Raw genomic sequence first — 20,567 nt, 5'->3', positions numbered from 1 at the left:
TTCCTGAAAGAGAGGGAGTTTCTTTTGCCTTATATTGCAATCTGTTTATCCTTTGCCGCCGTTGCGGCAGGAGTTGCCATAGACCAAGTTCTGAAAAGCATAGTAATCCAGCAGTTAAAACCGCTGGGGCAAATTGAGTTAATACCGGGGTTCTTTAACCTTACTTATGTAGAAAACCGCGGTGCGGCGTTCGGTATGCTCGCAAATCACCAATGGCTGTTTATTGTAGTGACTGCGGTGGTTTGTATTGCCATTGCTGCTGCGATTATCTTTTACCAGAATCATACTGCTCTTACCCGAACAGCGCTTACTTTGGTATTGGCTGGCGGCATCGGCAATATGATTGACCGCCTGCATACCCAGTATGTGGTAGATTATATTCACTTTCAGTTCTTCCCACCGGTGTTCAATTTTGCAGATATTTGTGTAACCGTGGGCTGCGCTCTGCTGATTGTTTACCTGCTCTTCTTTACGGATGAAAAGGGAAGACCCAGACAGCCGGGGCGGTATTCCAAATACGCACACTATAATCAAAACAGAAATCACAGAATGGGTGGTTAAGGTGCAAAAAAAGCTGCTGGTAATAGGAGCAGAGCATCAGGATGCCCGCGCAGATTTGGCAGTAAGCGAACTGCTGGAGGATGTGACGCGCTCCGGTGTGCAAAAGCTTATGCTATCTAGTGCCGTAATGCGTGGCGGCCGTCCACTTTCCAAAAACGACCGGGTTGCTGAGGGGGATACCATTGAGGTTCTTCTGCCTGACCCTGCCCCGATGGAGCAGGCAGAGCCAGAGAACATCCCGCTCGACATTGTGTATGAGGATGACGACCTGCTTGTAGTGAATAAACCAAAGGGAATGGTGGTTCACCCGGCTCCGGGCAACTATGATAAAACCTTGGTAAACGCACTGTTGTATCACTGCGGCGATTCCTTGTCGGGCATTAACGGCGTCATTCGCCCCGGCATTGTGCACCGTATTGATAAAGATACCAGCGGTCTGTTAATCGTTGCAAAAAATGATTTTTCGCACCAAAATTTAGCCGCACAAATTAAGGCGCATTCCTTTACCCGGGAATATGAGGCAGTTGTTTACGGTCATTTACGGGAGGAAAGCGGTACGGTTGAGGCTCCCCTTGGGCGTCACCCAAACGACCGCAAGAAGATGACCGTCACAGAGAAAAACAGCCGCCATGCGATTACGCATTATCAGGTGTTAGAAGAGCTGCGTGGCTTTAGCTATGTGCGTCTTCGGTTGGAGACAGGCCGCACTCATCAAATTCGTGTGCATATGGCCTATTTGGGGCACCCGGTTGCGGGTGATGTAGTGTATGGACCGAAAAAGGTGATTACTTCGCTCGGCGGGCAATGCCTGCATGCAAGAACCATCGGCTTTTGCCACCCGCGCGATGGTCGCTACATTGAACTTACCAGCCCGCTTCCACCATATTTTACTGCTTTTTTAACACGTTTGCGGAATGAATCGGCTTCTTCTTACCAATAAGTAGCTGGGAATAAAAGCAGAATTTGTTCCTGAGCAGATGCACAATGAGGAGGATTTCTCTTTTGAAGTTTCAAGATGTATTTTTGGTATCGGATTTAGATGGTACCCTCATTGGTGAAAACCACACAATACCGCAGCGCAATATCGATGCGATTCGGCGCTTTCAGGAGCAGGGCGGTCGCTTTGCCATAGCAACGGGACGCTCCATAGATTCCGGTGCTCGCTATTACCGCAGAGTGTTCCCAAAGGGTCTTTGCGTGATGCTCAATGGCTCTATTTTATACGACTGTGAGCTTGACCATATTGCGGCTGTGTTTTCGCTTCCACCCGAAGCAAAGGAATATGCGCGCCGTTTGGCAGAACACTTTCCAGAAATGGGCTATGAGGTCTTTACGCAGCGTGAGCAGTATGTTGTAAAAGAGAACCAGCTCGTAAATGAGCATATGGAGCATGAAAACCTGCCTTGCACCCCCGTGGAGGATGATAGCATTACGGAGCCGTGGTGTAAGGTGCTGTTTGCCGCTGAACCGGATGTTAAACAGAGAATGCACGCATTTACGGAAACATTCGCACACCCGGGTGTGCGCTTTGTGCAGAGCGATGCCCGGTTTTTAGAAATGCTGCCGGAGGGTGTGGATAAAGGCAGTGCTTTGGAAGAGATTCTACGCCAAACAGGATTGAAAAGAGAAAAATTAATTGCCATTGGCGATTATTATAACGATATTGAAATGCTAAAAACGGCTGGCTTTGCCGTAGTACCATCCAATGCGCCGGAAGAGCTTCAGCAGATGGCGGACTTAGTGGTGGGCGATTGTCGTTTTGGTGCGGTAGCCGATTTGATTGAATATTTAGAACGCGCTTAATTTGCTTATGGCGGTGGGAATATGGATAACGATGCCCGTCAAGTACGGTGGCTGCTTGCCATCGCTGTCTTTCTCTGCGCGTTAATCATTGGGTATAATGTTCTTTTTGTGCCGCAGGTTACGCTCACTACCGTAGTAAGAACGGATACCTCTTCAGCGGTACAAGCAAAGGCTTCTGCCAATGTGAAGCAGACGGAGAGCTCTCAGCAGGAGGCCTACGAGCCGGAATCTGTGGAGAAAACAGCTTTGGTTAACCTGAATACAGCGGATGCCGGGCAGCTGGAAACATTGCCCGGTGTTGGACCGGTAACAGCAAAGAGGATTATAGCCTACCGGGATTCCGTTGGCGCCTTTCGCACGAAAGAGGAACTCATGCAGGTAGATGGCATTGGGGAAAAGACGTTCGAAAAACTACAAAATTTTATAATAGTAGAAGATGAGAGTAGTGAGGCAGTAGCATCAGCCGACAGTATGCCATAGACGGGTTATTTATTCGATTAAATGCAGTGCGCATCGAACCGGTATGAAGAACGCCGTTCCATAAAGGAACGGCGTGAGCCGCACGGGCGATGTGTGCGGCGTTATACTCTTACAGACAATAGCGCGGCGAAGCTGGGGGATTCTATTTATTCCTCCATATGCTCAGGGGTTCTTTCTTGTGCTCAGGGGTACTTGTGCTTGCTCACTTTTTTCCTGGGAGTGGAAAGTGAATGTGTGTGCTCAGTGATGTTATTGTTAAAAATGCAATATTAAATCCCACAATCTTTCACGGCTTATCACTTTTGTGAATGCCGTGAACCCCAGCTCCGCGTTGCCCTGTCTGTAAGGCAACAAAAAAGCGCTCGTCACGGATAGACCCTCCTCTTTCAGGGTCAGTTCCACAACAAGCGCTCATTCTATCAGTGCATCTCACAACCAGAACAGAAAATGTTCCTTTTTGTGTTCCCCTCGCTGTTTACAAGTGGGAACAAATGGGTTATAATTGTGAAGCAATCCGCAGCGTAAGCTGTTGTTATGGAGGGACCTTCTCCGTAGCAGGGGGTGGGTGGTGGTACACCCATCCTCGCTTTGCACTTCTAAGTGCCTTACAAAATATATTAAACCACATTTTACCAAATAACGCAATAATAAATTTTAATTATGGGAAAAATCATCACAATCTTCATTGTTTCGTCGGATTTTTAGAAATCCGGCTTTTTTTATTGCTATTTTTAGAGTGCTCTTGTCCGCTCGTAAAAACATGCTCGGAAGCTAATTTCTTTCTTCATTTATGAGCGGTAAATCAAAACCTAATTTGCAATCTGCAACGCACAGGCTTGTTCCTGTGCGGAAACGAGATGCAGAGCGGGAGCTCAGTCGGATTCCAAAGGCAGAGCCTTTGGTCGTTGAGAGGGAATCCAAAGGGAGAGAATCGATACTCTCCCTTTGGAAGGCCTTTGCAACCTTTCACCCTTTCGTGAAAGGTTGTGCCCGCCCCGGCATGAGGGGCAAAGCCCTGCGCAAGCAGAAGCCTCGCGCTCCGAGCGCAACATTATTAATTTTAGCAGAGCAAAGACCTTTACGAAATTAAAGGAGTATCACATGGCATGAGGGGCAAAGCTCTGCGCAAGCAGAATCCTTGCCCCGTAGCGCAATACTTCTTTACTAATAAAACAACAACTTGAATTTAAGACATAGCCTAGCCCCCGGCATGAGGAGCAAGCCCTGCGCCTAAGCGCAATACTATTTTTAATAGCCAAGCAAAAACTTGCTAGATTTAAAGAAAAAGCATGTTTAGCATAAAAAATAGGTGAGGTTTACCCTCACCCAATCGCTGTATTTTTATTTCTCTATTATCTTACAATTACAGAATCTTTGGTGCAACAATCACTTGCAAAAAAGAAGTTTTCAATAACAATGAATTTGCTTTTCAGGAAACGGACAATAGTTCCAACCAATAGTGCTGCAATTAATGTACCTTCTCCAATACCTGTAATCTTGTGGAATAAAACCAACCCAATCAGGCCAGCTATCACGGTGAATAGCGTATCAATTGCTACCTTTGTTTTCCCAAAATCCGTATGTAAGGTCATGGATATTGCCTTTACAAAAGCTTCTCCAGGAAGCAATACGACATCTGCCATCATTTGGGTGTTGACTCCTATGGCTAATAGCATACAACCAATCAAAAGAGAGATCAGTTTCTCCCAATAGGCGCTTGGTGTTAAAAAGGTTAATAGATTCATTGTTAAATCCATAAACCATGAGAATGCGATGGAAGCAGGTATTTGCAGATAATACTGCTTTGGAAAGTCTTTCTTTAATAAAAGCAACTGTATGATGATGAGAACAGCGCTCATGTACAATGTGAACATTCCAATTGTAGGTTGAAAGCCAAAGCTCAAGGCATAAGGGATGCTTGAAATGGGCGATGTTCCGAGACCTGCTTTGGTTACAAAGCTAATGCCAAAATCCGTAATAAAAATACCAACTAAAAAAATGAAATAACGCTTTAATGTATCATGCTTAGTCAACGAGTTCCTCCATGGTTCCTGAATTATGTGTAAAGCTGCTTATTCTTAAGCAAGAGAACTAATAACAAAAAACGTTCCAATTATACTGCTTTTGTCGAATTTTGTCAACAAGAATTAACCATAACTGTGGTTAACCTTTTGGATTAAAACTAACATTGCTTATAAATGGATTGTATATTAGAAGATTAGTTGGTAAAATAATGAAAGAAAAGGAGGCGTTGTTTATGGCGGTGAATCCCCTGCAAGATATTATGAATCATTACATGTGGTGCTTTGGTTCGTATTTCATTGCAATGACCATTATTCTTTTCAATGCGGCACGCAGCTTATACTTTTTTCTTAGAAGTAAAAAGCGCTCTATATACCCAAAGAGAGGTCTCCTCGATTTGTTGATAAGCCTTTTGTGCGGAGTATCTTTATATATGGGGCAAATGTTTCAAGGTGTTTTGGCGGATAATAACGTGCCTGGGCTCTACCAATGGTCAAGCTATCTATGGCTGTTATGTTTAGCCTCACTTGCACTTTTTGTGGTACAGGCGGTATTTTATATCAAAACGCCCTCGGTTCGCCCCAGACCCGTAATAACAGAAGAAATTCCAGCACTGCATGATGAAAGCGAGCCCAAGCCACCCGCTGAACAAGATACTTGATAACAGTTGTAAATAAGCGCAAAAACTACGTTAATAGCTTTAAAGAATCCAAAAAAGGAAGCACTTGCAGTTGCAAGTGCTTCCTTTTAAAATAGGCTAAGTTTTTATTTTAGTCCCCAAAGCTGATTCCGATATCTCGTGCGGACTGAATCAAATCGCAATCCAGCGGTACTGCCTTGAGCTTGCCGGCTACTTCACTGAGCGGCACGGGAACAATCTTTTGGTTTTGCAACGCCACCATACAGCCAAAATGACGGTCTTGAATCATCTGTGCGGCGGCAGTACCCAGGCGTGTTGCCAGAACACGGTCATAAGGGCAAGGGCTGCCTCCTCGCTGGAAATGCCCGGGGATGGTTACTCGAACCTCATTGCCGGTTCTCTCACCAATCTCCTTTGCCAAGCGGTAGGAGAGAGAGGGTTCTGTCATTTTGGCTCGTTGTGCCTTAAATTCTTTCTTAGAAAGCGTGGCTTCTTTTACAGAAAGCGCACCTTCCGCAACGGCTAAAATCGAGAACTGTTTGCCAGAGCGCTTTCTTTGTTGCAACGCCCGGCAAATGGAATCAATGTTGTAGGGAATCTCCGGTAACAAAATGGCGTCTGCGCCTCCAGCAATGCCAGCGTGCAGTGTTAGCCAGCCGACCTTGTGTCCCATTAGCTCCACGATAAATACGCGACCATGTGAGGTGGCGGTGCTGTGAATGGAATCGATAACGGTAGAGGCAATTTCAACTGCGCTTGAAAATCCGAAGGTCATTTCGGTATTCCAAAGGTCATTGTCAATGGTTTTGGGCAGTGTAATCACATTGAGTCCCTCGCTGCTGAGCAGGTTAGCGGTTTTATGGGTGCCGTTGCCTCCTAATATAACCAAACAATCGAGGCGCAGCTTTTTATAATTGCGCTTCATCTGTTCCACTTTTTCACTTTGGCTGCCCTCGGGGCCGCGAATCTCTTTAAATGGTTGGCGAGAGGTACCAAGGATGGTGCCGCCCAGTGTTAAAATACCGGAAAAGTCGCGCGGGTTCATCTCCCAGTAATCGCCCTCCATCAGGCCACGGTAACCATCGCGAAGCCCGAAGATGGTTACATCCTCCTCAAATTTTTCGTAAAGAGCTTTTCCCACTGCACGTATTGCGGCGTTTAGGCCTTGGCAGTCGCCTCCGCTTGTCAGAATCCCTACTCTCATGAGTTGTGTTGCCCCTTTCCTTATTTGAGCCGCTTTGCCTTATCCGCATCACGAATCGGCTCCATCAGCTTGCTTTCCTCTGTTTTTTTCAGTTCCGATACATTTTTCTTTGCCATAGTAGAGAACAAAGACTGACAATTGATGGCGGCCTTGCCACGGCGGCGGTTTACTTGTAGATAAGCCGTGTCTGGCTGCATCATGCGTGTATTTACATTGTCGCTTTTCATAATTTCTAATATATCAAATGCACGGCGTTTTAAATCCTCACCCTCAATGGGGAAGACCAGCTCTACACGTCGGTCTAAATTACGGGGCATCCAATCTGCACTGCCCATGTATATTTTGGGTTCCCCCGCGTTCTCAAATGCAAAAATACGGCTGTGCTCCAAAAGCTGCCCCACGATGCTTTGTACAGTGATGGTTTCACTCATCCCCGGCAGGCGAGGAATGAGGCTGCACATACCTCGCACGATTAGGTGAATGGGCACGCCCGCCTTTGAGGCTTCGTACAATAGGCTAATTATTTGCGAATCAATGAGGGCGTTTACCTTTACTGTAATTCCGCTCGGAAGACCCTTCTTGGCGTTTTCGGTTTCCCGACGAATCATCCGTGCAAAAAAGCTGCGCATACTCTGCGGAGCTACTACAAATTTGCGGTACTCCGGCGGGCGGGAATAGCCGGTAAGTACGTTGAACAGGGAGGAAGCATCAATTCCATACGGCTCACGGCAGGTGAACACGCCAATATCGGTATAGATTTTTGCGGTAGAGTCGTTGTAGTTGCCGGTTCCCATGTGAACATAGCGGCGGATTCCATCCTCTTCCCGCCTTACTACGAGTAAGATTTTACAGTGGGTTTTCAGGCCTGCTAAGCCGTATATCACATGGCAGCCGGCTTGCTCCAGCTTTTTCGCCCAGTTAATGTTGTTTTCTTCATCAAATCGCGCTTTTAGCTCGACTAATACGGTTACTTGCTTCCCGTTTTCTGCCGCACGGATGAGAGCGCCGATAATGGGAGAGTGCCCACTTACGCGGTACAGGGTTTGCTTAATCGCCAATACATCCGCGTCGTCGGCAGCACGGCTGACAAAATCGACCACACATTGAAAGCTTTCATAGGGGTGGTGTACCATCCGGTCTTTTTCACGAATGGCTTCGAAAACATCTTCATATCCCCAAAAAGCCGCTGGTGGGTATACGGGCTTAATGGGGTCAAAGCACAGCGAATCGTACCCGGGAAGTGATGCAAATTTGGTAAGGTAGGTAAGGTCAATCGGCCCGGGAACCTCAAATAAGTCGTGCGATTTTAAATCGAGCATTTCCACAAGAAAATCTTTGATATCAGGGTCGCAGTTCTGCAATATCTCAAGTCGAACAGGGCGCCCCCGCTTTCTCTTTTTAATGGATTTTTGCACTTCAGTGAGCAGGTCTTCCGCATCCTCGTCAATTTCCAAATCCGAATTTCGGGTTAAACGGAAGGGTGAACATGCCTCAATTTGGTGCATGCTAAATAGTGTATTAATCTTATACGATATCATATTCTCTAAAAGCACAAAAACCTTGCGTTCTGGGTCGGGAATCTGCAAAAAGCGAGAGAGAATAGAAGGTACCTGTACCACGGCAAACAGAGATTCCTCTTCCCCTTTTAGGCGAACTGCCAGATTAAGGCTCTTATTTGAGAGCATGGGGAACGGGCGGCTGCGGTCTACCGCAAGCGGCGTTAATACAGGGAAAAGAATTTTATCAAAATAATCGGAGAGGAAGAGTTGCTGCTCCTCATTTAAATCGTTTGGGGTGCTAAAGAAAATATTTTCTTTTCGCAATGTAGGCAGTATGGAGCGGTGCAAGGAGTTATACTGCTGCTCCGTAAAGGTTCGAATTTTGCGAGTCAGGCGAATCATCAGCTCTTCCGGTGTAAGGCCGGAAAGATCCGGTATTTTGTAGCCGGACTGCACCTGCGCTTTTACTCCTGCAACGCGAACCATAAAAAATTCATCCAAATTAGAAGAAGTAATTCCTAAAAAACGCAGGCGCTCCATCACGGGGTTTTCTTTTTCAAAGGCTTCTTCCAACACGCGCCAGTTAAAGTCCATCCAGCTCAGTTCCCGATTCACAAATGGGAACTGCTTGTTTTCGTTCATTGTTTTTCCCCTTTCCTCAAAGCATTAGCGTTTTTATATTCAGCACAGGGTGAATCCCGAATACCTCCTGAAAAAATGGCGCACATAAATCGAACGCCCATTTTTCAAGAGTAAGGTTTCCGTCACTGGAGCTTGTAATCACAAGCCGGTCTTTTTCAAGCTTAATTGCAATGTCCTTAAGTTTTTGTGTCTGCGATTTATCTAACGCATTTGAAAGGCGGAAAATTGCCACCAGCTTTGAAATCATAAGGCGGGTTTGTTTATCGAGCCGATTAAATTCGGGGTCGTCATCACTGGGAACGTTGTATTCATCGTAGCTTGATAAAAAGGCAACCATCAGCACTTCGCGATCCGTCAGGCCGTAGATATCAATGTTCTTTACAAGGTCAAATGTACTGTTGAGGTGTTCCTTCGAATTAATATAATACCCTGCGTCGTGCAGAATGCAGGCCAGCTCTAATATGAGCCGGCTTTTATAATCCATCCCATGTATTTTCTTAGTTTTGTCAAAGATACGGCAGGAGAAACGGCGAACGGCATCCGAATGCGAGGGATTACAGCGGTAACGGTCTGCAATCCACTGTGCACAGGAGATAGAGCTGTTAATGACATGAGTCTCGTATTCTTTTTTGCTTTTGGGTACGAGCATCTGGCGCAAAATCGCATCCCAAAGCTCTATTTTGGGGCAAATCACCCGGTCGGCGTGCGTCAACTCAAGGAGCTGCATATAAATCACAAGCACCGGGTACAGCACCTGCGCACTTGCGTCTGTAATGTCGTATTTGGCGGCAAGGGTGTCCGGAGTCATAACGCGAACCTCTTGCAGCAAGCGGCCGATGAGCTCGGACTGTATGACGTAATGCCCCTTTTCAGGCTTTACACCGCAAATACGTGCAATCAGCTCAATTTCGCTCCCTGCAAGCACAAGGTTGCGAATGCTGTTCAAACGGCCGGGGATGGGGATATGCCGCACGGTAAGGTTCAGGTATTCCTCCACCACCGTATCAAAATCGCCGCTGTTTTCTTGAATGCTGCCGAGCATGTTATACAGCTTCATTGGCCCGATTGAGATGTTCTGGGAAAATATCATATTGGTTCCGTCAAAAATGGAAAGACCAATACTCCCTGTACCAATAAAAGAAATGAGTGTGTTACCCGCCGGAAAATTCGGCATGGATTTTATAGAGTTTAGTATCTCGGAGTAGATGAGCGTTTTTTCTTGGTCATCCTCCAGAACCTGAACCGAAATACCATTTTGTATTTTCAACTGGTCGGTAATGTAATCGCGGTTTTTTGCTTCGCGCAAAGCGGTGGTAGAAACCACACGCGGCTGCTCAGCACCATATTCCTTGAGTACGTCGCTGTAACCATGCAAAGTAGAAGAAAGCTTCCAGAGGCTCTCAAAGCTGATTTTTCCACCGTGAAAAACCTCAGAACCAATTTTAATGGGGTATTCTAACCGGTCTAAGGTTACGATATTATCTTTTTGCAATTGTGCGATTTTCATTTTCAGCATGCTTGAGCCGATGTCGATTACAGCGGCTACCTTACCGCCTTTTTTACGGTTCATGTACACAGAGCCTCCAATACTCAGCAAGATTTCATTAGTATTCTCTTAAATTGCTGGAATTCTTTGAAACGCTTCGAGAAAAAACAGATTTTCTATTCTATTACTGAATGGTAGCGTAGGTTCTTATTCTGTATTCTACAATAGAGCGGTAAGAGCAAAAATATTGTAATTTATTATAGCAAAGCGTATTCTGAATATCAATTCGCTCCGTTTTAAAATTTCATTTAAAATCAAGTTATATTTAGTGTGTTAAAATTGGACTTGCCGTAAGAGTAACAGCTTTGTTATTGCAAGAACGCATAAAAATGTGGTATACTTTCTAAATATGAAAGATCGGGTGATGTGCGTTTCCCCCGAAAACACCGGGCTGAACCGGAATGCCCGGCGTTACCCGCCGGAAATGGCTATGGCGCCAACCGGCGGGATAACGCCCGCTTTGTGTGTCCATAATAGCATTATGGAGGAACCAGTATGACTGACTTTGAGCTATGCATGAACTGTATGACGGAGCGCCCGAGCGGCGAACCTTGCCCTCACTGCGAGTCTTCGGCAAATGAACCGCAGCGCCCTGATGCCCTGCCACTGAAAACAATGCTGCAAAACCGGTATTTGGTTGGAATGGCGCAAAAGGTGAATGGAGAGGGCATCTCCTATATTGGCTATGACAGTGTGCTGAATATTAAAACTCTTATCCGTGAGTTTTTTCCTCAAACCATGGGCGAGCGCCTGCCAGACGGTAAAACGGTGCGCATTATTGACGGCAGTGAAGTCACTTTTGGAGAATACCGAGAATCCTTTTTAAACGATGCCCGTGAGCTGGCTCACATGCGGCAGCTTTCTGCCGTAGAGCAGATTTACGACATATTTGAGGAAAACGGAACGGCTTATACCGTAGCGGAATGGGAAGAGTGCATTACGCTGCGCTATTTTGTGGAGCGCCGCGGTGGAAGTATTGATTGGAATGCCGCCCGCCCCTTATTTATGCCAGTGCTGTCTGCACTCTCTACCTTGCATTCCAAGGGAATAAACCACCTTGGTATTTCACCCGATACATTGGTGATTTTGCAGGATGGCCGCATGAAGCTCACCGATTTTGAGCTGGATGTGGTTCGCCGTATGGACACAGACCTCCCGCCAGATTTGGTAGCGGGCTGTGCTGCGCTAGAGCAGTATGTAATGAATTATGTACCGGATGAATCAACGGATGTGTACGGCTTTGCGGCATGTCTGTTTTTTGCACTGACGGGTGCACTGCCGCAAGATGCTTTGCGCCGCAAGACCGATTCCCGCTTGATGATACCCACCAGTACACTTAAAAGCTTGCCGCCTTACGTGATTACCGGCCTTGCCAACGCATTGCAGGTGATGCCCTCCAAGCGCACTCCTCATTTTGAGCGTTTGCGGGCAGAGCTTTCTGCTGCGCCAACAGTCACGGCAAAAATAGAGCAGCCACTGCCGCCGGAAATCCCCATGGAACCCGAGCCTACTCGCAAAGGTATTCCTGGAATGGCTTGGGCAATCGGTTCTGGTGTGGTTTCTCTGGCTGTTTTTATCTGTCTGGGAATTTTCTGGCTGTTTCCACCTAGCTATGGCAGTCCCGCTGGAGTGCCAAATTCGGCTGCAATGAAAGCCGAAATAGAGTCGTATGACTCCGATATGCCAATGGCTGGAGCAGGGGCACCGGCCGCAGGGGGCGGGGGCACTTTAGGTGCTGAGCTTTCTGAAGCTGACCGTTTACCGGTACCAAACCTGGTAGGGCAGAAGCTCGATGATATTCTGGCTGCGGAAAGTGCCGGAACTGAAAGCTACGATATTTTAGTATCTGACAAAGAGTTTAATGACACGGTCGCCGAAGGCAGAGTGATTAGTCAATCTCCCGCAGAAGGGGAATTGGCTCCTGCCGGTGTAAAAATAGTGGTAGTAGTAAGCCAGGGTGCAAAAATGCGAGCACTCCCCGTAATTCGTGGAATGAGCCTTGAGGACGCATCGCTTGCGGTGGCAACTTCGGGCTTAACTCCTGCAAAACGGGATGTTTTTGATGATTCAATTCCAGCAGGGCAAGCAGTGGGTTACCAAAACCAGGAGGCTGGTGATACACTGGAATACGGCGCCCATGTAGTTATATTATTAAGCAAAGGGCCGGATCCATCTGTATTGGGCGGTCCCACTAGAAGCGGAGGATCTTAATAACAATGGTTAAAGTTGCACTAATCGCATATACTCCGCAGCCGGAACAGACGGTGGCAGCTGCCGCTAAGCTCTGTTATTCCGCTGCGGGTGTGGAACATATTATGGACGGGCTTACCGAAGAAAAAACAGCTCGTTTTGTGGAGATGCTCTCTGAAATTGGGCATGAAAGCCCCATTGAGCATGCTTCATTTACATTTGCAATTGAGGGTGTATCGCGTGCGTTTTTGGCACAGATGACCCGCCACCGCATTGCCTCTTACAGCGTGCAAAGCCAAAGATATGTGGCGGAGCATCAGTTTGGCTATGTTATTCCGCCTGAAATAGAGAATATACCGGAGGCAAAGCAAGAGTTTATTGCCTCTATGGAGGACGCGCAGCGCCGATATGAGAACATAACGCTTATTTTGCAAGAAAAGCACCAAGCTGAAATGATTGCTCAGGGTAAAAAGCCGGAGGAGGCTGCCCGTGCTTCCTTGAAAAAAGCAATTGAGGATGCTCGATTTGTATTACCAAATGCCTGCGAAACAAAAATGATTTGCACTATGAATGCTCGTTCACTCTATAATTTCTTTTCGCACCGTTGCTGTAACCGTGCACAATGGGAGATTCAGGAGGTTGCGGTTCAAATGCTGCGTTTGGTGCGTGGTGTAGCACCAAACCTGTTTTCTCACTGCGGGCCACCCTGTGTGTTTGGTGCTTGTCCCGAAGGGAAAATGAGCTGTGGAAAAATGACTGAGGTTCGCGCATTTTACCAGAATCTGGAGTCGAAACCGTGAGCGGGCGTCTCATCGTAATCGAAGGGCTGGATGGCAGCGGAAAAGCAACCCAAACCGAACTGTTATGTCGGGCGTTGGAGCTAAATAACGTTCCGCTAAAAAGGGTTTCTTTCCCGGATTATCAAGAAAAATCCTCTGCGCTTGTAAAAATGTATTTGGGTGGTGAGCTTGGTGCGCACCCGCAAGAGGTAAATGCGTTTGCGGCCAGTTCTTTTTACGCAGTGGATCGCTTTGCGAGTTATGTGCGGCATTGGCGGCAAAACTATGAAGCGGGCAATTTGATAATTGCAGACCGTTACACAACATCGAATATGGTGTACCAAATGACAAAGCTGCCCCACTCCGATTGGAATTCTTATCTGGATTGGGTTTGCGATTTTGAGTATAATAAGCTTGAGCTTCCCTCACCGGATGCCGTGATTTATTTGGACGTGCCTTTGGCGATTTCTCAGCGGCTGCTGCGGGAACGGTACGAGGGTGACGAAGCAAAAAAAGACTTGCACGAACAAGATACGGCTTTTTTGGCGGCTTGCCGGGAAAGTGCCTTGTATTGTGCCCAAAAACTAGGTTGGCTGGTTCTCTCTTGTGCAGAAAACGGCCAATTAAAGCAAATACAGCAAATCCATGAGGAAATCATGGAAAGCGAAATCATAAAGGAATGTGGCTATGTTAAATTTTGAATATGCAACGATCGAGGATCGCGAATGGCTTCAGCCAATTTTGGCGGCCAGCGGCAAAATGGGGAGCGAGAATGCGTTCGGTACCCTGTTTATTTGGAATGAATCGTATCATTCCCGTATTTGCCGTCAGGATGGATATGTGCTTTTGTCCTCGGGCGAGCATTTTCACACGTATAATTTCCCCTATGTGGCAGACCCCGCCAATGCCGGCAGTCTCCAGGATGCGTTGCAGCTTCTGATGGATGATGCGGCGGAAAAAGGGTACCGTTTTCAAATGTGGGGCATGACGGAGCAGCAGGTTGCCCGCATGGAAGAAGCAATGCCCGGCGTATTTGAATTTAGTATAGATAGAGACGGCGCAGATTATATTTACAATAGCAGCGACCTCATTGAGCTTGCGGGTAGAAAATACCACGGTAAGCGCAATCATATCTCCAAATTCAACCGCCAGTACCAGTGGGAATATGAAGATGTAACGGTCGATACGCTCGAAGCTTGCCGAGAGGTAAGCCGTGAGTGGTGCAAACAAAATGGGTGCGACCCCGAAAATGGGCTCGACAAAGAGGTGCGCGCGCTTCGTAAAGCGTTCGCAAACTTTAAAGAGCTGAAGCTTTCCGGTGGGTTAATTCGAATTGACGGTAAGCCGGTGGCTTACACCATTGGGGAAGAAATCAATCCGCAGGTATTCCTGCTTCATTTTGAAAAGGCACTCGCTGGGTACGACGGTCTATATGCTGTGATTAACAACGAGTTTGCCCGCCGCAATTTGGCAGGCTACCAATATATTAACCGTGAAGAAGATTTGGGGCTGGAGGGCTTGCGTAAAGCCAAGCTGTCTTACTACCCTGCTATTATATTGGAGAAGTACCGTGCGGTACTGAAGGGAACGGAAAAATGAGCGGCAGAATCATCAAGCTGGCCCATTGGGGCATGCAGCCAGAGCTAGAAACGATTTGGCAGGTATGCTTTGGGGACCCCAAACGCCCGACCGCCTTCTTTTTTAATAATGCCTTTCAGCCACATACCTGCCTTGTGTATGAGGTTGACGGCAAGGTGGCTGCAATGGTGCACATGCTGCCGGTGAGTATGGCGCAACCAGGGGGCATAGTGCGCGGCCATTACATTTATGCAGCGGCCACTCTGCCACAGTACCGGAAGCAGGGCTGCATGGGCGCTTTACTGCGGGCGGCGGCACATTTGGGTTTACGGCGCGGCGAGCATTTTTCATGTTTGCTGCCATCGAGCAATGCTTTGTATGATTACTACGCAAATTATGGTTATGAAGAAACTTTTTACACCCGCTTTGTAACGCTTTCAGCAGAGGAGCTGTCTTTGTTTTCTTCCGCTAGTGTACCGCGAGGTTCCATTATTCTAGGTTATAAAACAATGAAAGAAGTACGCAATAAGCGGCTTTCATCGATTATGGGTTCTGTGCTGTGGGGCGAAGAGGCTCTTTATTTTGCGGAGGGCTTTAACCGCCAGTACGGTGGCAAGCTGGTTTCTTCCCAAACAAAAGAAGGCGCTGCTTGGGCACTTTGCCGCTCAAGAGAAGATGGCTCCTGTGAAATAACGGAGCTAGTGGCAGATAAAGCGACCTTCCCGGCGCTAGCGGGCAGACTTCTTACTGAAATGCCTGCAAGCAGCTATCACCTGCGACTCCCCGTAGATGATGTTCTGCTCCCGCAAAGAGGAGAGATCGAGCGATTTGGAATGCTGCGGCCAATCAGGCCGTTAGAATATAACGGCAGGGTCTACCTTGGCCTTACGCTGGATTAATAAATAAGGGGTTGTGACGGATATGACATATTTATTTTTAGCGAATGGATTTGAAGAGCTGGAGGCTTTCACACCGATCGATTTGCTTCGGCGTGCCAATGTTCCAGTTCAAACAGTAGGAGTCGGCGGCAAACAAATCGTGGGTGCCCATCAAATTCCCGTAATCGCAGATCTTGAAGAAAGCGAAATTTCTTTGAGTGACCTCGATATGGTCATTTTGCCCGGCGGTTTACCGGGAACACCAAATTTAGAGAAGTCCCAAATTGTAAAGGATGCCGTAATGGCTGCGTATGAAAAAGGTGCTTATGTGGCGGCAATCTGTGCAGCTCCTTCTATTTTGGGACATATGGGACTGTTAAAGGGTAAGCGTGCCACGGTAAGCGACGGCTTTGTTTCGGAAATTACTGGAGCAGAGTATACCGGCGAGCTAGTTACAATGGGTGGAAAAATTATTACGGGGCGTGGCCCGATGGCTTCAGTCGCATTTGCGCTGCAGCTGGTTGATCTTTTGGCGGACAAGGATGCCGCGGAAAAGCTGAGGAATTTGATGCAATGCCAGTAAAGAACATCAAAGAAATTAAGACAGGTCTGCGCAGCAAATATCGCAGACTCAGAGAAGACCTGTCGGAGGAGGAAAAGCGGAGCCTGGATTCTGAAATTCAGTCGCGCCTACTTTCTTTACGGGAATATAGTCAGGCAGATACGGTATTTACTTACATCAGTAAAGAGCTGGAGGTTGATACCCTTGCCATTGTGCGGGCGGCATGGGCAAACCAAAAGCGTGTAGCGGTTCCCCGCTGTATACCAGGAACCAGAGACATGGAGTTTTATTACATTCGTTCCTGGCAGGATTTAGAGCCTGCGTCTTTCGGTGTAATGGAGCCGGTAGTGGAACGCTGTGAACGAGTGGAAGACGAAAGCAAGGGCTTTTGCTTGGTGCCCGGCTTTAGTTTTGACGTGCAAGGCTTTCGTCTTGGGTATGGCGGTGGGTATTACGACCGCTTTTTATCGCGGTTCGGTGGCTTTACAGTTGGTATATGCTATTCCTTTTGCGTTCAGTGGAATTTACCGCACGGCTATTACGACAGGTCGGTCGATCTTTTAGTAACAGAAAAGTATGTACGCCGTACTTCGGCAAAAGTAAGATAGGGGGTCTGTTATGCGCGAAGATGAAAATCGGCGGCAGAACCGTAGCAATGAGCAGCAGAATCGTGCCCGGGATTTTCGGGTAAACATCAATGATGATGCGTATCGTGCTGATTCTGGTGCGCAAAGTGCTGGTGAGCCGGACGTGCTGCACAGCTACAGTAGCCCGCAGACACGCAAAGCAATGGTGGAATCTGAAATGCGCGCCATGAAAGCAGAGGAACGTGCCCTCAAAGAAAGAAGCCGAGAAAAGGGACGCCGTAATCGCAACTTTTTCCGCATGATTTGGGTAGCGATGGTGATTATTCTCGGTATTGGTATTGGCCAATACCTTGTAACTGGCATTGCAGATATGCTCGCTTACCAAAAGCAGCAGACCAAAGTGACGGTAGACATTCCCAAAGGCGCCAGTGTGGGTGAAATTGCGAAGGTGCTTTATAAGGGCGGCGTGATTAACGAGCCTGGCTTCTTTCAACTGTATTCTGGTATTACCCGTGCAAACAATGCTTATATGAATGGTACCTTTGAGTTGGAAACAGACATGGATTACGAGGCGATTATCAATTACCTTCAAACCGACAACAATCGTACCGATATTGTTAAGGTCATGTTCCAAGAAGGTTTAAATGTGCAGGAGATTGCCGCACTAATGGAGAAAAGCGGCGTTTGTTCTGCCAAAGAAATCTTAGAGTATGCGAACTCGCAGGATTTCAATAATTATGAACTTATTAAATCGCTTGGAAATGCCAGCAATCGCTATTATATGCTGGAAGGCTACCTGTTCCCAGACACCTACGAGTTTTATAAGGATGAGGACCCCAAGCAGGCACTGGGCAAAATGATTAACAATACCAGTAAAAAGCTTACAACTGCCATTCGCGATAAGGCGAAGGAGCAGGGGATGAGCATTGATGAAGTGCTGAACCTTGCCTCCATTATTCAGGCGGAATCGGCGGATGAAGACGATATGCTACAGGTCTCTTCTGTACTGCACAACCGCTTAAAGAATGGTGTAGCAACGGGAACACAAAAGCTTGGCTGCGATTCTACCATATTCTACCCCTACCGCACAAAGGCACAGGTGCCTGAGGCGCAGAGGGATACGTACACGAGCCGGTACAACACCTATGAGATTACCGGGCTTCCTCCGGGGCCAATTGTGAACCCGGGTATTGCCGCAATTAACGCGGCGCTGAGTCCGGCAAAAACCGATTATTATTACTTCTGCCACTCTGCGGATGGTAAGGCATATTATGCGAAAACCGCAGAGCAGCATCAGAAAAACTTAAAAAAGGCGGGTCTAACTAAGTGAAGATGGAACTATTGGCTCCTGCGGGAGATTACGAACGGCTGGAATCTGCTCTGGCCTTTGGAGCAGACGCTGTTTACTTGGCAGCGAAGGAATTTGGAATGAGAGCCGGCCCTGCCAATTTTTCACCCGAGGAGCTTGCGGCCGCTGTTGAGGCAGCACACCGACAGGGTACCCGTGTTCACATGACCTGTAATGTTTTGCCTCGTGTGGATGAAATGGACCGCCTGCCGGATTTTCTGCGCCATGCGCAGGAGGTAGGCGTAGATGCTTTTATTATTGCAGACCTTGGCGTTATGAGATTAGCGCAAAAGCATGCACCCAATGTAGAGCTGCATGTGTCTACACAGGCGGGTGTGGTAAACCACGAAACGGCGAATGCGTTTTATGAGATGGGTGCTTCCCGTGTGGTATTGGCAAGAGAGCTGAGTATGGATGAAATTTCACAAATTCGTGCCAAAACTCCCTCAAAACTGGAGCTAGAGGTGTTTGTGCACGGTTCCATGTGTATGTCTTTCTCTGGTAGGTGCTTACTGTCGAATTACATGACGGGTAGAGATGCGAACCGTGGCGATTGTGCACAGCCCTGCCGATGGTCTTACCGGCTTGTGGAAGAAAAACGCCCGGGTGAGTATTACCCTATTGAGGAAGATGAGCGCGGAACATACATTATGAATTCTCGCGATATGTGCATGATACGCTACATTCCGGAGCTGCAAAAGGCGGGAGTAAGCAGCTTGAAAATTGAGGGCAGAGCCAAATCGGCCTATTATGTTGCAGTAACGGTCAATGCGTACCGCAATGCAATTGATTTCTGCCAGGAGCACCCGGGTGAGCCGCTGCCGGAATGGATTGCAGACGAGCTCAACAAAATCAGCCACCGGGAATATAGCACCGGCTTCTACTTTGGCCAGCCGGGGCAGGTGTACCAAAACGGCGGATATGTGCGTGAGTATGACGTCGCTGCGGTCTGTGAGGGCTGGGAAGACGGTGTTGCCACCTTGTCGCAGCGTAACCGCTTTTTCCCGGGTGATACATTGGATGTGTTAGAGCCTGGCTCAAAGCCTACTATAATTACACTAGGGCAACTGTTCGACGCGAAGATGCAGCCCATTGAAGCGGCTCCTCATGCAATGATGAAGGTCTTAACCAAAACGGAGCAACCGATAAAACCCGGTGCGTTGCTGCGGCGTAAACGCGGTGAATGATTGTGTAAAGATAAAAGGGCAGAAAGCCAACAATGCTTTCTGCCCTTTTATAAATGATGAATTGTCAAGACAAGTGCGCCACTTCGTGAAGAAAGACTTGAATGGGGGATTTCCACCCCAAACACTTACGAGGTCTGGAGTTGATGAGAAAGAGGTTGTGAGTTAATTGTTCTTGGCAGACCAAAGCAAGGTTTGTTTTCTTAGGATAAAACTCCCGCAATAGACCGTTGGAATTCTCGTTGCTTCCACGCTGCCAAGAAGAGTAGGGGTCAGCAAAATACAAAGTTAAACCCAATTGTTCTTTAATCGCTGTACAGCAAGCAAATTCTTTACCACGGTCTGTCGTTCCAGTTTGAAAAGCACCCTTTGGAAGGATATTGTAAAGTGAAGTAATGGCTGTTTGCATAGAAGAAGCAGTTCTATCTGGTGTTTTGAAAGCAGTGTACAGACGGCTTTTCCTTTCTACAAAGGTAGCAAAACAACCTTTGCTTTCTCCACGGCTGGAAACCATACTGTCCAGTTCCCAGTGACCAAAAACTTCTCTGCTTTTGACCTCGTGTGGTCGCTCAGAGATGGGTATTCCCATAGAAAACTTACCACGCTTTTCAGTCTTTCTGCGACTACCCTTTTGCCGTAGGTTCCGCACGGTAACTGCTGAAAGAACACCAGAATAAAGCCAATTGTATATGGTTTTAAAACTGACTCTTCCTAATGTTACTGTATGGGCAATTTGTTCAGGTGACCAAGTTGCCCAAAGCTTTTTTGTGATTGTAGCAACTAAATCATCCGTGCGTTTTCCCTTGGGTTTAGAATGTTTGCGTCGAGTACTGTATGCAACCTGTGCATGCTCACCGCCATAGCCTTCACTGGTCGCATTACGGTGAATCTCACGGTCAATACTCGAACGATGGCGACCTAGCCTTTGCGCAATTTTTCTGTGCGAGTAACCTAGTGACAATAATTCTTCTATCCTGCCGCGCTCATATGTGGTAAAATGGTGGTAGCTCATACTGTTGCCTCCGTTTGAATGTTGTCTAGACAACTCCATTCTACACGAAGTT

General features: G+C 47.3%; 21 protein-coding genes. 16 read left to right on the top strand and 5 right to left on the bottom strand.

Features of this window, described 5'->3' with window-relative positions; translation table 11 throughout:
• Window positions 1-24: 24 nt before the first annotated feature.
• From lspA to CAN90_RS13520, 5 genes are all read left to right on the top strand, one after another.
• Window positions 25-561 (top strand): signal peptidase II, encoded by a 537-nt coding sequence (lspA, locus tag CAN90_RS11795; protein ID WP_085834013.1) that lies wholly within the window; start codon window positions 25-27, stop codon window positions 559-561.
• 1 nt (window position 562) lies between these two features.
• Entirely contained in the window at window positions 563-1,501 is a 939-nt protein-coding gene (locus tag CAN90_RS11790) for an RluA family pseudouridine synthase (protein ID WP_085834012.1), read from the top strand.
• Window positions 1,502-1,563: 62 nt separating this feature from the next.
• Window positions 1,564-2,364, top strand: coding sequence for a Cof-type HAD-IIB family hydrolase (locus CAN90_RS11785; RefSeq protein ID WP_085834011.1), 801 nt, complete (start codon window positions 1,564-1,566; stop codon window positions 2,362-2,364).
• A 21-nt stretch (window positions 2,365-2,385) separates the two neighbouring features.
• Window positions 2,386-2,844, top strand: coding sequence for a ComEA family DNA-binding protein (locus tag CAN90_RS11780; RefSeq protein ID WP_085834010.1), 459 nt, complete (start codon window positions 2,386-2,388; stop codon window positions 2,842-2,844).
• An 844-nt stretch (window positions 2,845-3,688) separates the two neighbouring features.
• Window positions 3,689-3,934, top strand: coding sequence for a hypothetical protein (locus tag CAN90_RS13520; RefSeq protein ID WP_143750828.1), 246 nt, complete (start codon window positions 3,689-3,691; stop codon window positions 3,932-3,934).
• Between the two features lie 262 nt (window positions 3,935-4,196).
• Here CAN90_RS13520 and CAN90_RS11775 read toward each other — a convergent pair whose 3' ends face one another.
• Window positions 4,197-4,877 carry a YczE/YyaS/YitT family protein gene (locus tag CAN90_RS11775; RefSeq protein ID WP_187138332.1) on the bottom strand — a complete coding sequence of 227 codons (681 nt, stop codon included), beginning with the start codon at window positions 4,875-4,877 and terminating at the stop codon, window positions 4,197-4,199.
• A 224-nt stretch (window positions 4,878-5,101) separates the two neighbouring features.
• Between CAN90_RS11775 and CAN90_RS11770 the strand changes: the two genes are divergently transcribed.
• Window positions 5,102-5,527, top strand: a complete 426-nt coding sequence (locus tag CAN90_RS11770; RefSeq protein WP_085834009.1) for a hypothetical protein — start codon at window positions 5,102-5,104, stop codon at window positions 5,525-5,527.
• 109 nt (window positions 5,528-5,636) lie between these two features.
• Here CAN90_RS11770 and CAN90_RS11765 read toward each other — a convergent pair whose 3' ends face one another.
• The 3 genes from CAN90_RS11765 to CAN90_RS11755 are packed head-to-tail and all read right to left on the bottom strand — an operon-like array spanning window position 5,637 to window position 10,421.
• A complete protein-coding gene (locus CAN90_RS11765; protein WP_085834008.1) occupies window positions 5,637-6,710 on the bottom strand; it encodes a 6-phosphofructokinase in 1,074 nt (357 codons plus the stop codon).
• A gap of 20 nt (window positions 6,711-6,730) precedes the next feature.
• On the bottom strand, window positions 6,731-8,851 hold the full coding sequence (locus CAN90_RS11760; RefSeq protein WP_085834007.1) for an RNA degradosome polyphosphate kinase: 2,121 nt from the start codon (window positions 8,849-8,851) through the stop codon (window positions 6,731-6,733).
• A 16-nt stretch (window positions 8,852-8,867) separates the two neighbouring features.
• On the bottom strand, window positions 8,868-10,421 hold the full coding sequence (locus CAN90_RS11755; RefSeq protein ID WP_085834006.1) for a Ppx/GppA phosphatase family protein: 1,554 nt from the start codon (window positions 10,419-10,421) through the stop codon (window positions 8,868-8,870).
• 325 nt (window positions 10,422-10,746) lie between these two features.
• On the opposite strand from CAN90_RS11755, the gene CAN90_RS13635 reads away from it, so the two are divergent.
• The 10 genes from CAN90_RS13635 to CAN90_RS11710 are packed head-to-tail and all read left to right on the top strand — an operon-like array spanning window position 10,747 to window position 19,506.
• On the top strand, window positions 10,747-10,896 hold the full coding sequence (locus tag CAN90_RS13635; protein ID WP_159450384.1) for a hypothetical protein: 150 nt from the start codon (window positions 10,747-10,749) through the stop codon (window positions 10,894-10,896).
• Window positions 10,893-12,608, top strand: coding sequence for a PASTA domain-containing protein (locus CAN90_RS11750; RefSeq protein WP_085834005.1), 1,716 nt, complete (start codon window positions 10,893-10,895; stop codon window positions 12,606-12,608). The genes CAN90_RS13635 and CAN90_RS11750 overlap by 4 nt, the downstream gene beginning before the upstream one ends.
• 5 nt (window positions 12,609-12,613) lie before the next feature.
• Window positions 12,614-13,387, top strand: a complete 774-nt coding sequence (gene thyX / locus CAN90_RS11745; protein ID WP_085834004.1) for an FAD-dependent thymidylate synthase — start codon at window positions 12,614-12,616, stop codon at window positions 13,385-13,387.
• Window positions 13,384-14,067 carry a dTMP kinase gene (locus CAN90_RS11740; RefSeq protein ID WP_085834003.1) on the top strand — a complete coding sequence of 228 codons (684 nt, stop codon included), beginning with the start codon at window positions 13,384-13,386 and terminating at the stop codon, window positions 14,065-14,067. The genes thyX and CAN90_RS11740 overlap by 4 nt, the downstream gene beginning before the upstream one ends.
• Window positions 14,054-14,965, top strand: a complete 912-nt coding sequence (locus CAN90_RS11735; RefSeq protein WP_085834002.1) for a DUF2156 domain-containing protein — start codon at window positions 14,054-14,056, stop codon at window positions 14,963-14,965. The genes CAN90_RS11740 and CAN90_RS11735 overlap by 14 nt, the downstream gene beginning before the upstream one ends.
• On the top strand, window positions 14,962-15,843 hold the full coding sequence (locus tag CAN90_RS11730) for a GNAT family N-acetyltransferase (RefSeq protein ID WP_085834001.1): 882 nt from the start codon (window positions 14,962-14,964) through the stop codon (window positions 15,841-15,843). Before CAN90_RS11735 ends, CAN90_RS11730 begins: the two co-directional genes overlap by 4 nt.
• A 22-nt stretch (window positions 15,844-15,865) precedes the next feature.
• A complete protein-coding gene (locus tag CAN90_RS11725; RefSeq protein WP_085834000.1) occupies window positions 15,866-16,405 on the top strand; it encodes a DJ-1 family glyoxalase III in 540 nt (179 codons plus the stop codon).
• Window positions 16,396-16,992: a 5-formyltetrahydrofolate cyclo-ligase gene (locus CAN90_RS11720; protein WP_085833999.1), complete on the top strand. Its 597-nt coding sequence runs from the start codon at window positions 16,396-16,398 to the stop codon at window positions 16,990-16,992. The genes CAN90_RS11725 and CAN90_RS11720 overlap by 10 nt, the downstream gene beginning before the upstream one ends.
• 10 nt (window positions 16,993-17,002) lie before the next feature.
• Entirely contained in the window at window positions 17,003-18,301 is a 1,299-nt protein-coding gene (gene mltG / locus CAN90_RS11715; protein WP_085833998.1) for an endolytic transglycosylase MltG, read from the top strand.
• The gene (locus CAN90_RS11710; protein ID WP_085833997.1) at window positions 18,298-19,506 is read left to right on the top strand and encodes a peptidase U32 family protein; all 1,209 of its coding nucleotides are present in this window, start codon (window positions 18,298-18,300) and stop codon (window positions 19,504-19,506) included. Before mltG ends, CAN90_RS11710 begins: the two co-directional genes overlap by 4 nt.
• Before the next feature lie 64 nt (window positions 19,507-19,570).
• On the opposite strand, the gene CAN90_RS11705 is transcribed toward CAN90_RS11710, so the two are convergent.
• On the bottom strand, window positions 19,571-20,515 hold the full coding sequence (locus CAN90_RS11705) for an IS30 family transposase (RefSeq protein WP_085833996.1): 945 nt from the start codon (window positions 20,513-20,515) through the stop codon (window positions 19,571-19,573).
• Between the last annotated feature and the right edge of the window lie 52 nt (window positions 20,516-20,567).

Origin of the sequence: Clostridium merdae, assembly GCF_900176635.1 — a bacterium.
GTDB classification, from domain to species: Bacteria; Bacillota; Clostridia; order Oscillospirales; family Acutalibacteraceae; genus Faecalispora; species Faecalispora merdae.
This window is presented reverse-complemented; position numbering and strand designations above follow the sequence as displayed.

Excerpts from the sequence above, each read along its gene's own strand:
- CAN90_RS11780 (WP_085834010.1), top strand. The coding sequence starts at position 2,386 with ATGGATAACGATGCCCGTCAAGTACGGTGGCTGCTTGCCATCGCTGTC.
- CAN90_RS11770 (WP_085834009.1), top strand. The coding sequence starts at position 5,102 with ATGGCGGTGAATCCCCTGCAAGATATTATGAATCATTACATGTGGTGC.
- CAN90_RS11765 (WP_085834008.1), bottom strand. The coding sequence starts at position 6,710 with ATGAGAGTAGGGATTCTGACAAGCGGAGGCGACTGCCAAGGCCTAAAC.
- CAN90_RS11760 (WP_085834007.1), bottom strand. The coding sequence starts at position 8,851 with ATGAACGAAAACAAGCAGTTCCCATTTGTGAATCGGGAACTGAGCTGG.
- CAN90_RS11755 (WP_085834006.1), bottom strand. The coding sequence starts at position 10,421 with ATGAACCGTAAAAAAGGCGGTAAGGTAGCCGCTGTAATCGACATCGGC.
- CAN90_RS13635 (WP_159450384.1), top strand. The coding sequence starts at position 10,747 with ATGAAAGATCGGGTGATGTGCGTTTCCCCCGAAAACACCGGGCTGAAC.
- CAN90_RS11750 (WP_085834005.1), top strand. The coding sequence starts at position 10,893 with ATGACTGACTTTGAGCTATGCATGAACTGTATGACGGAGCGCCCGAGC.
- thyX (WP_085834004.1), top strand. The coding sequence starts at position 12,614 with ATGGTTAAAGTTGCACTAATCGCATATACTCCGCAGCCGGAACAGACG.
- CAN90_RS11735 (WP_085834002.1), top strand. The coding sequence starts at position 14,054 with ATGTTAAATTTTGAATATGCAACGATCGAGGATCGCGAATGGCTTCAG.
- CAN90_RS11730 (WP_085834001.1), top strand. The coding sequence starts at position 14,962 with ATGAGCGGCAGAATCATCAAGCTGGCCCATTGGGGCATGCAGCCAGAG.
- CAN90_RS11725 (WP_085834000.1), top strand. The coding sequence starts at position 15,866 with ATGACATATTTATTTTTAGCGAATGGATTTGAAGAGCTGGAGGCTTTC.
- CAN90_RS11720 (WP_085833999.1), top strand. The coding sequence starts at position 16,396 with ATGCCAGTAAAGAACATCAAAGAAATTAAGACAGGTCTGCGCAGCAAA.
- mltG (WP_085833998.1), top strand. The coding sequence starts at position 17,003 with ATGCGCGAAGATGAAAATCGGCGGCAGAACCGTAGCAATGAGCAGCAG.
- CAN90_RS11705 (WP_085833996.1), bottom strand. The coding sequence starts at position 20,515 with ATGAGCTACCACCATTTTACCACATATGAGCGCGGCAGGATAGAAGAA.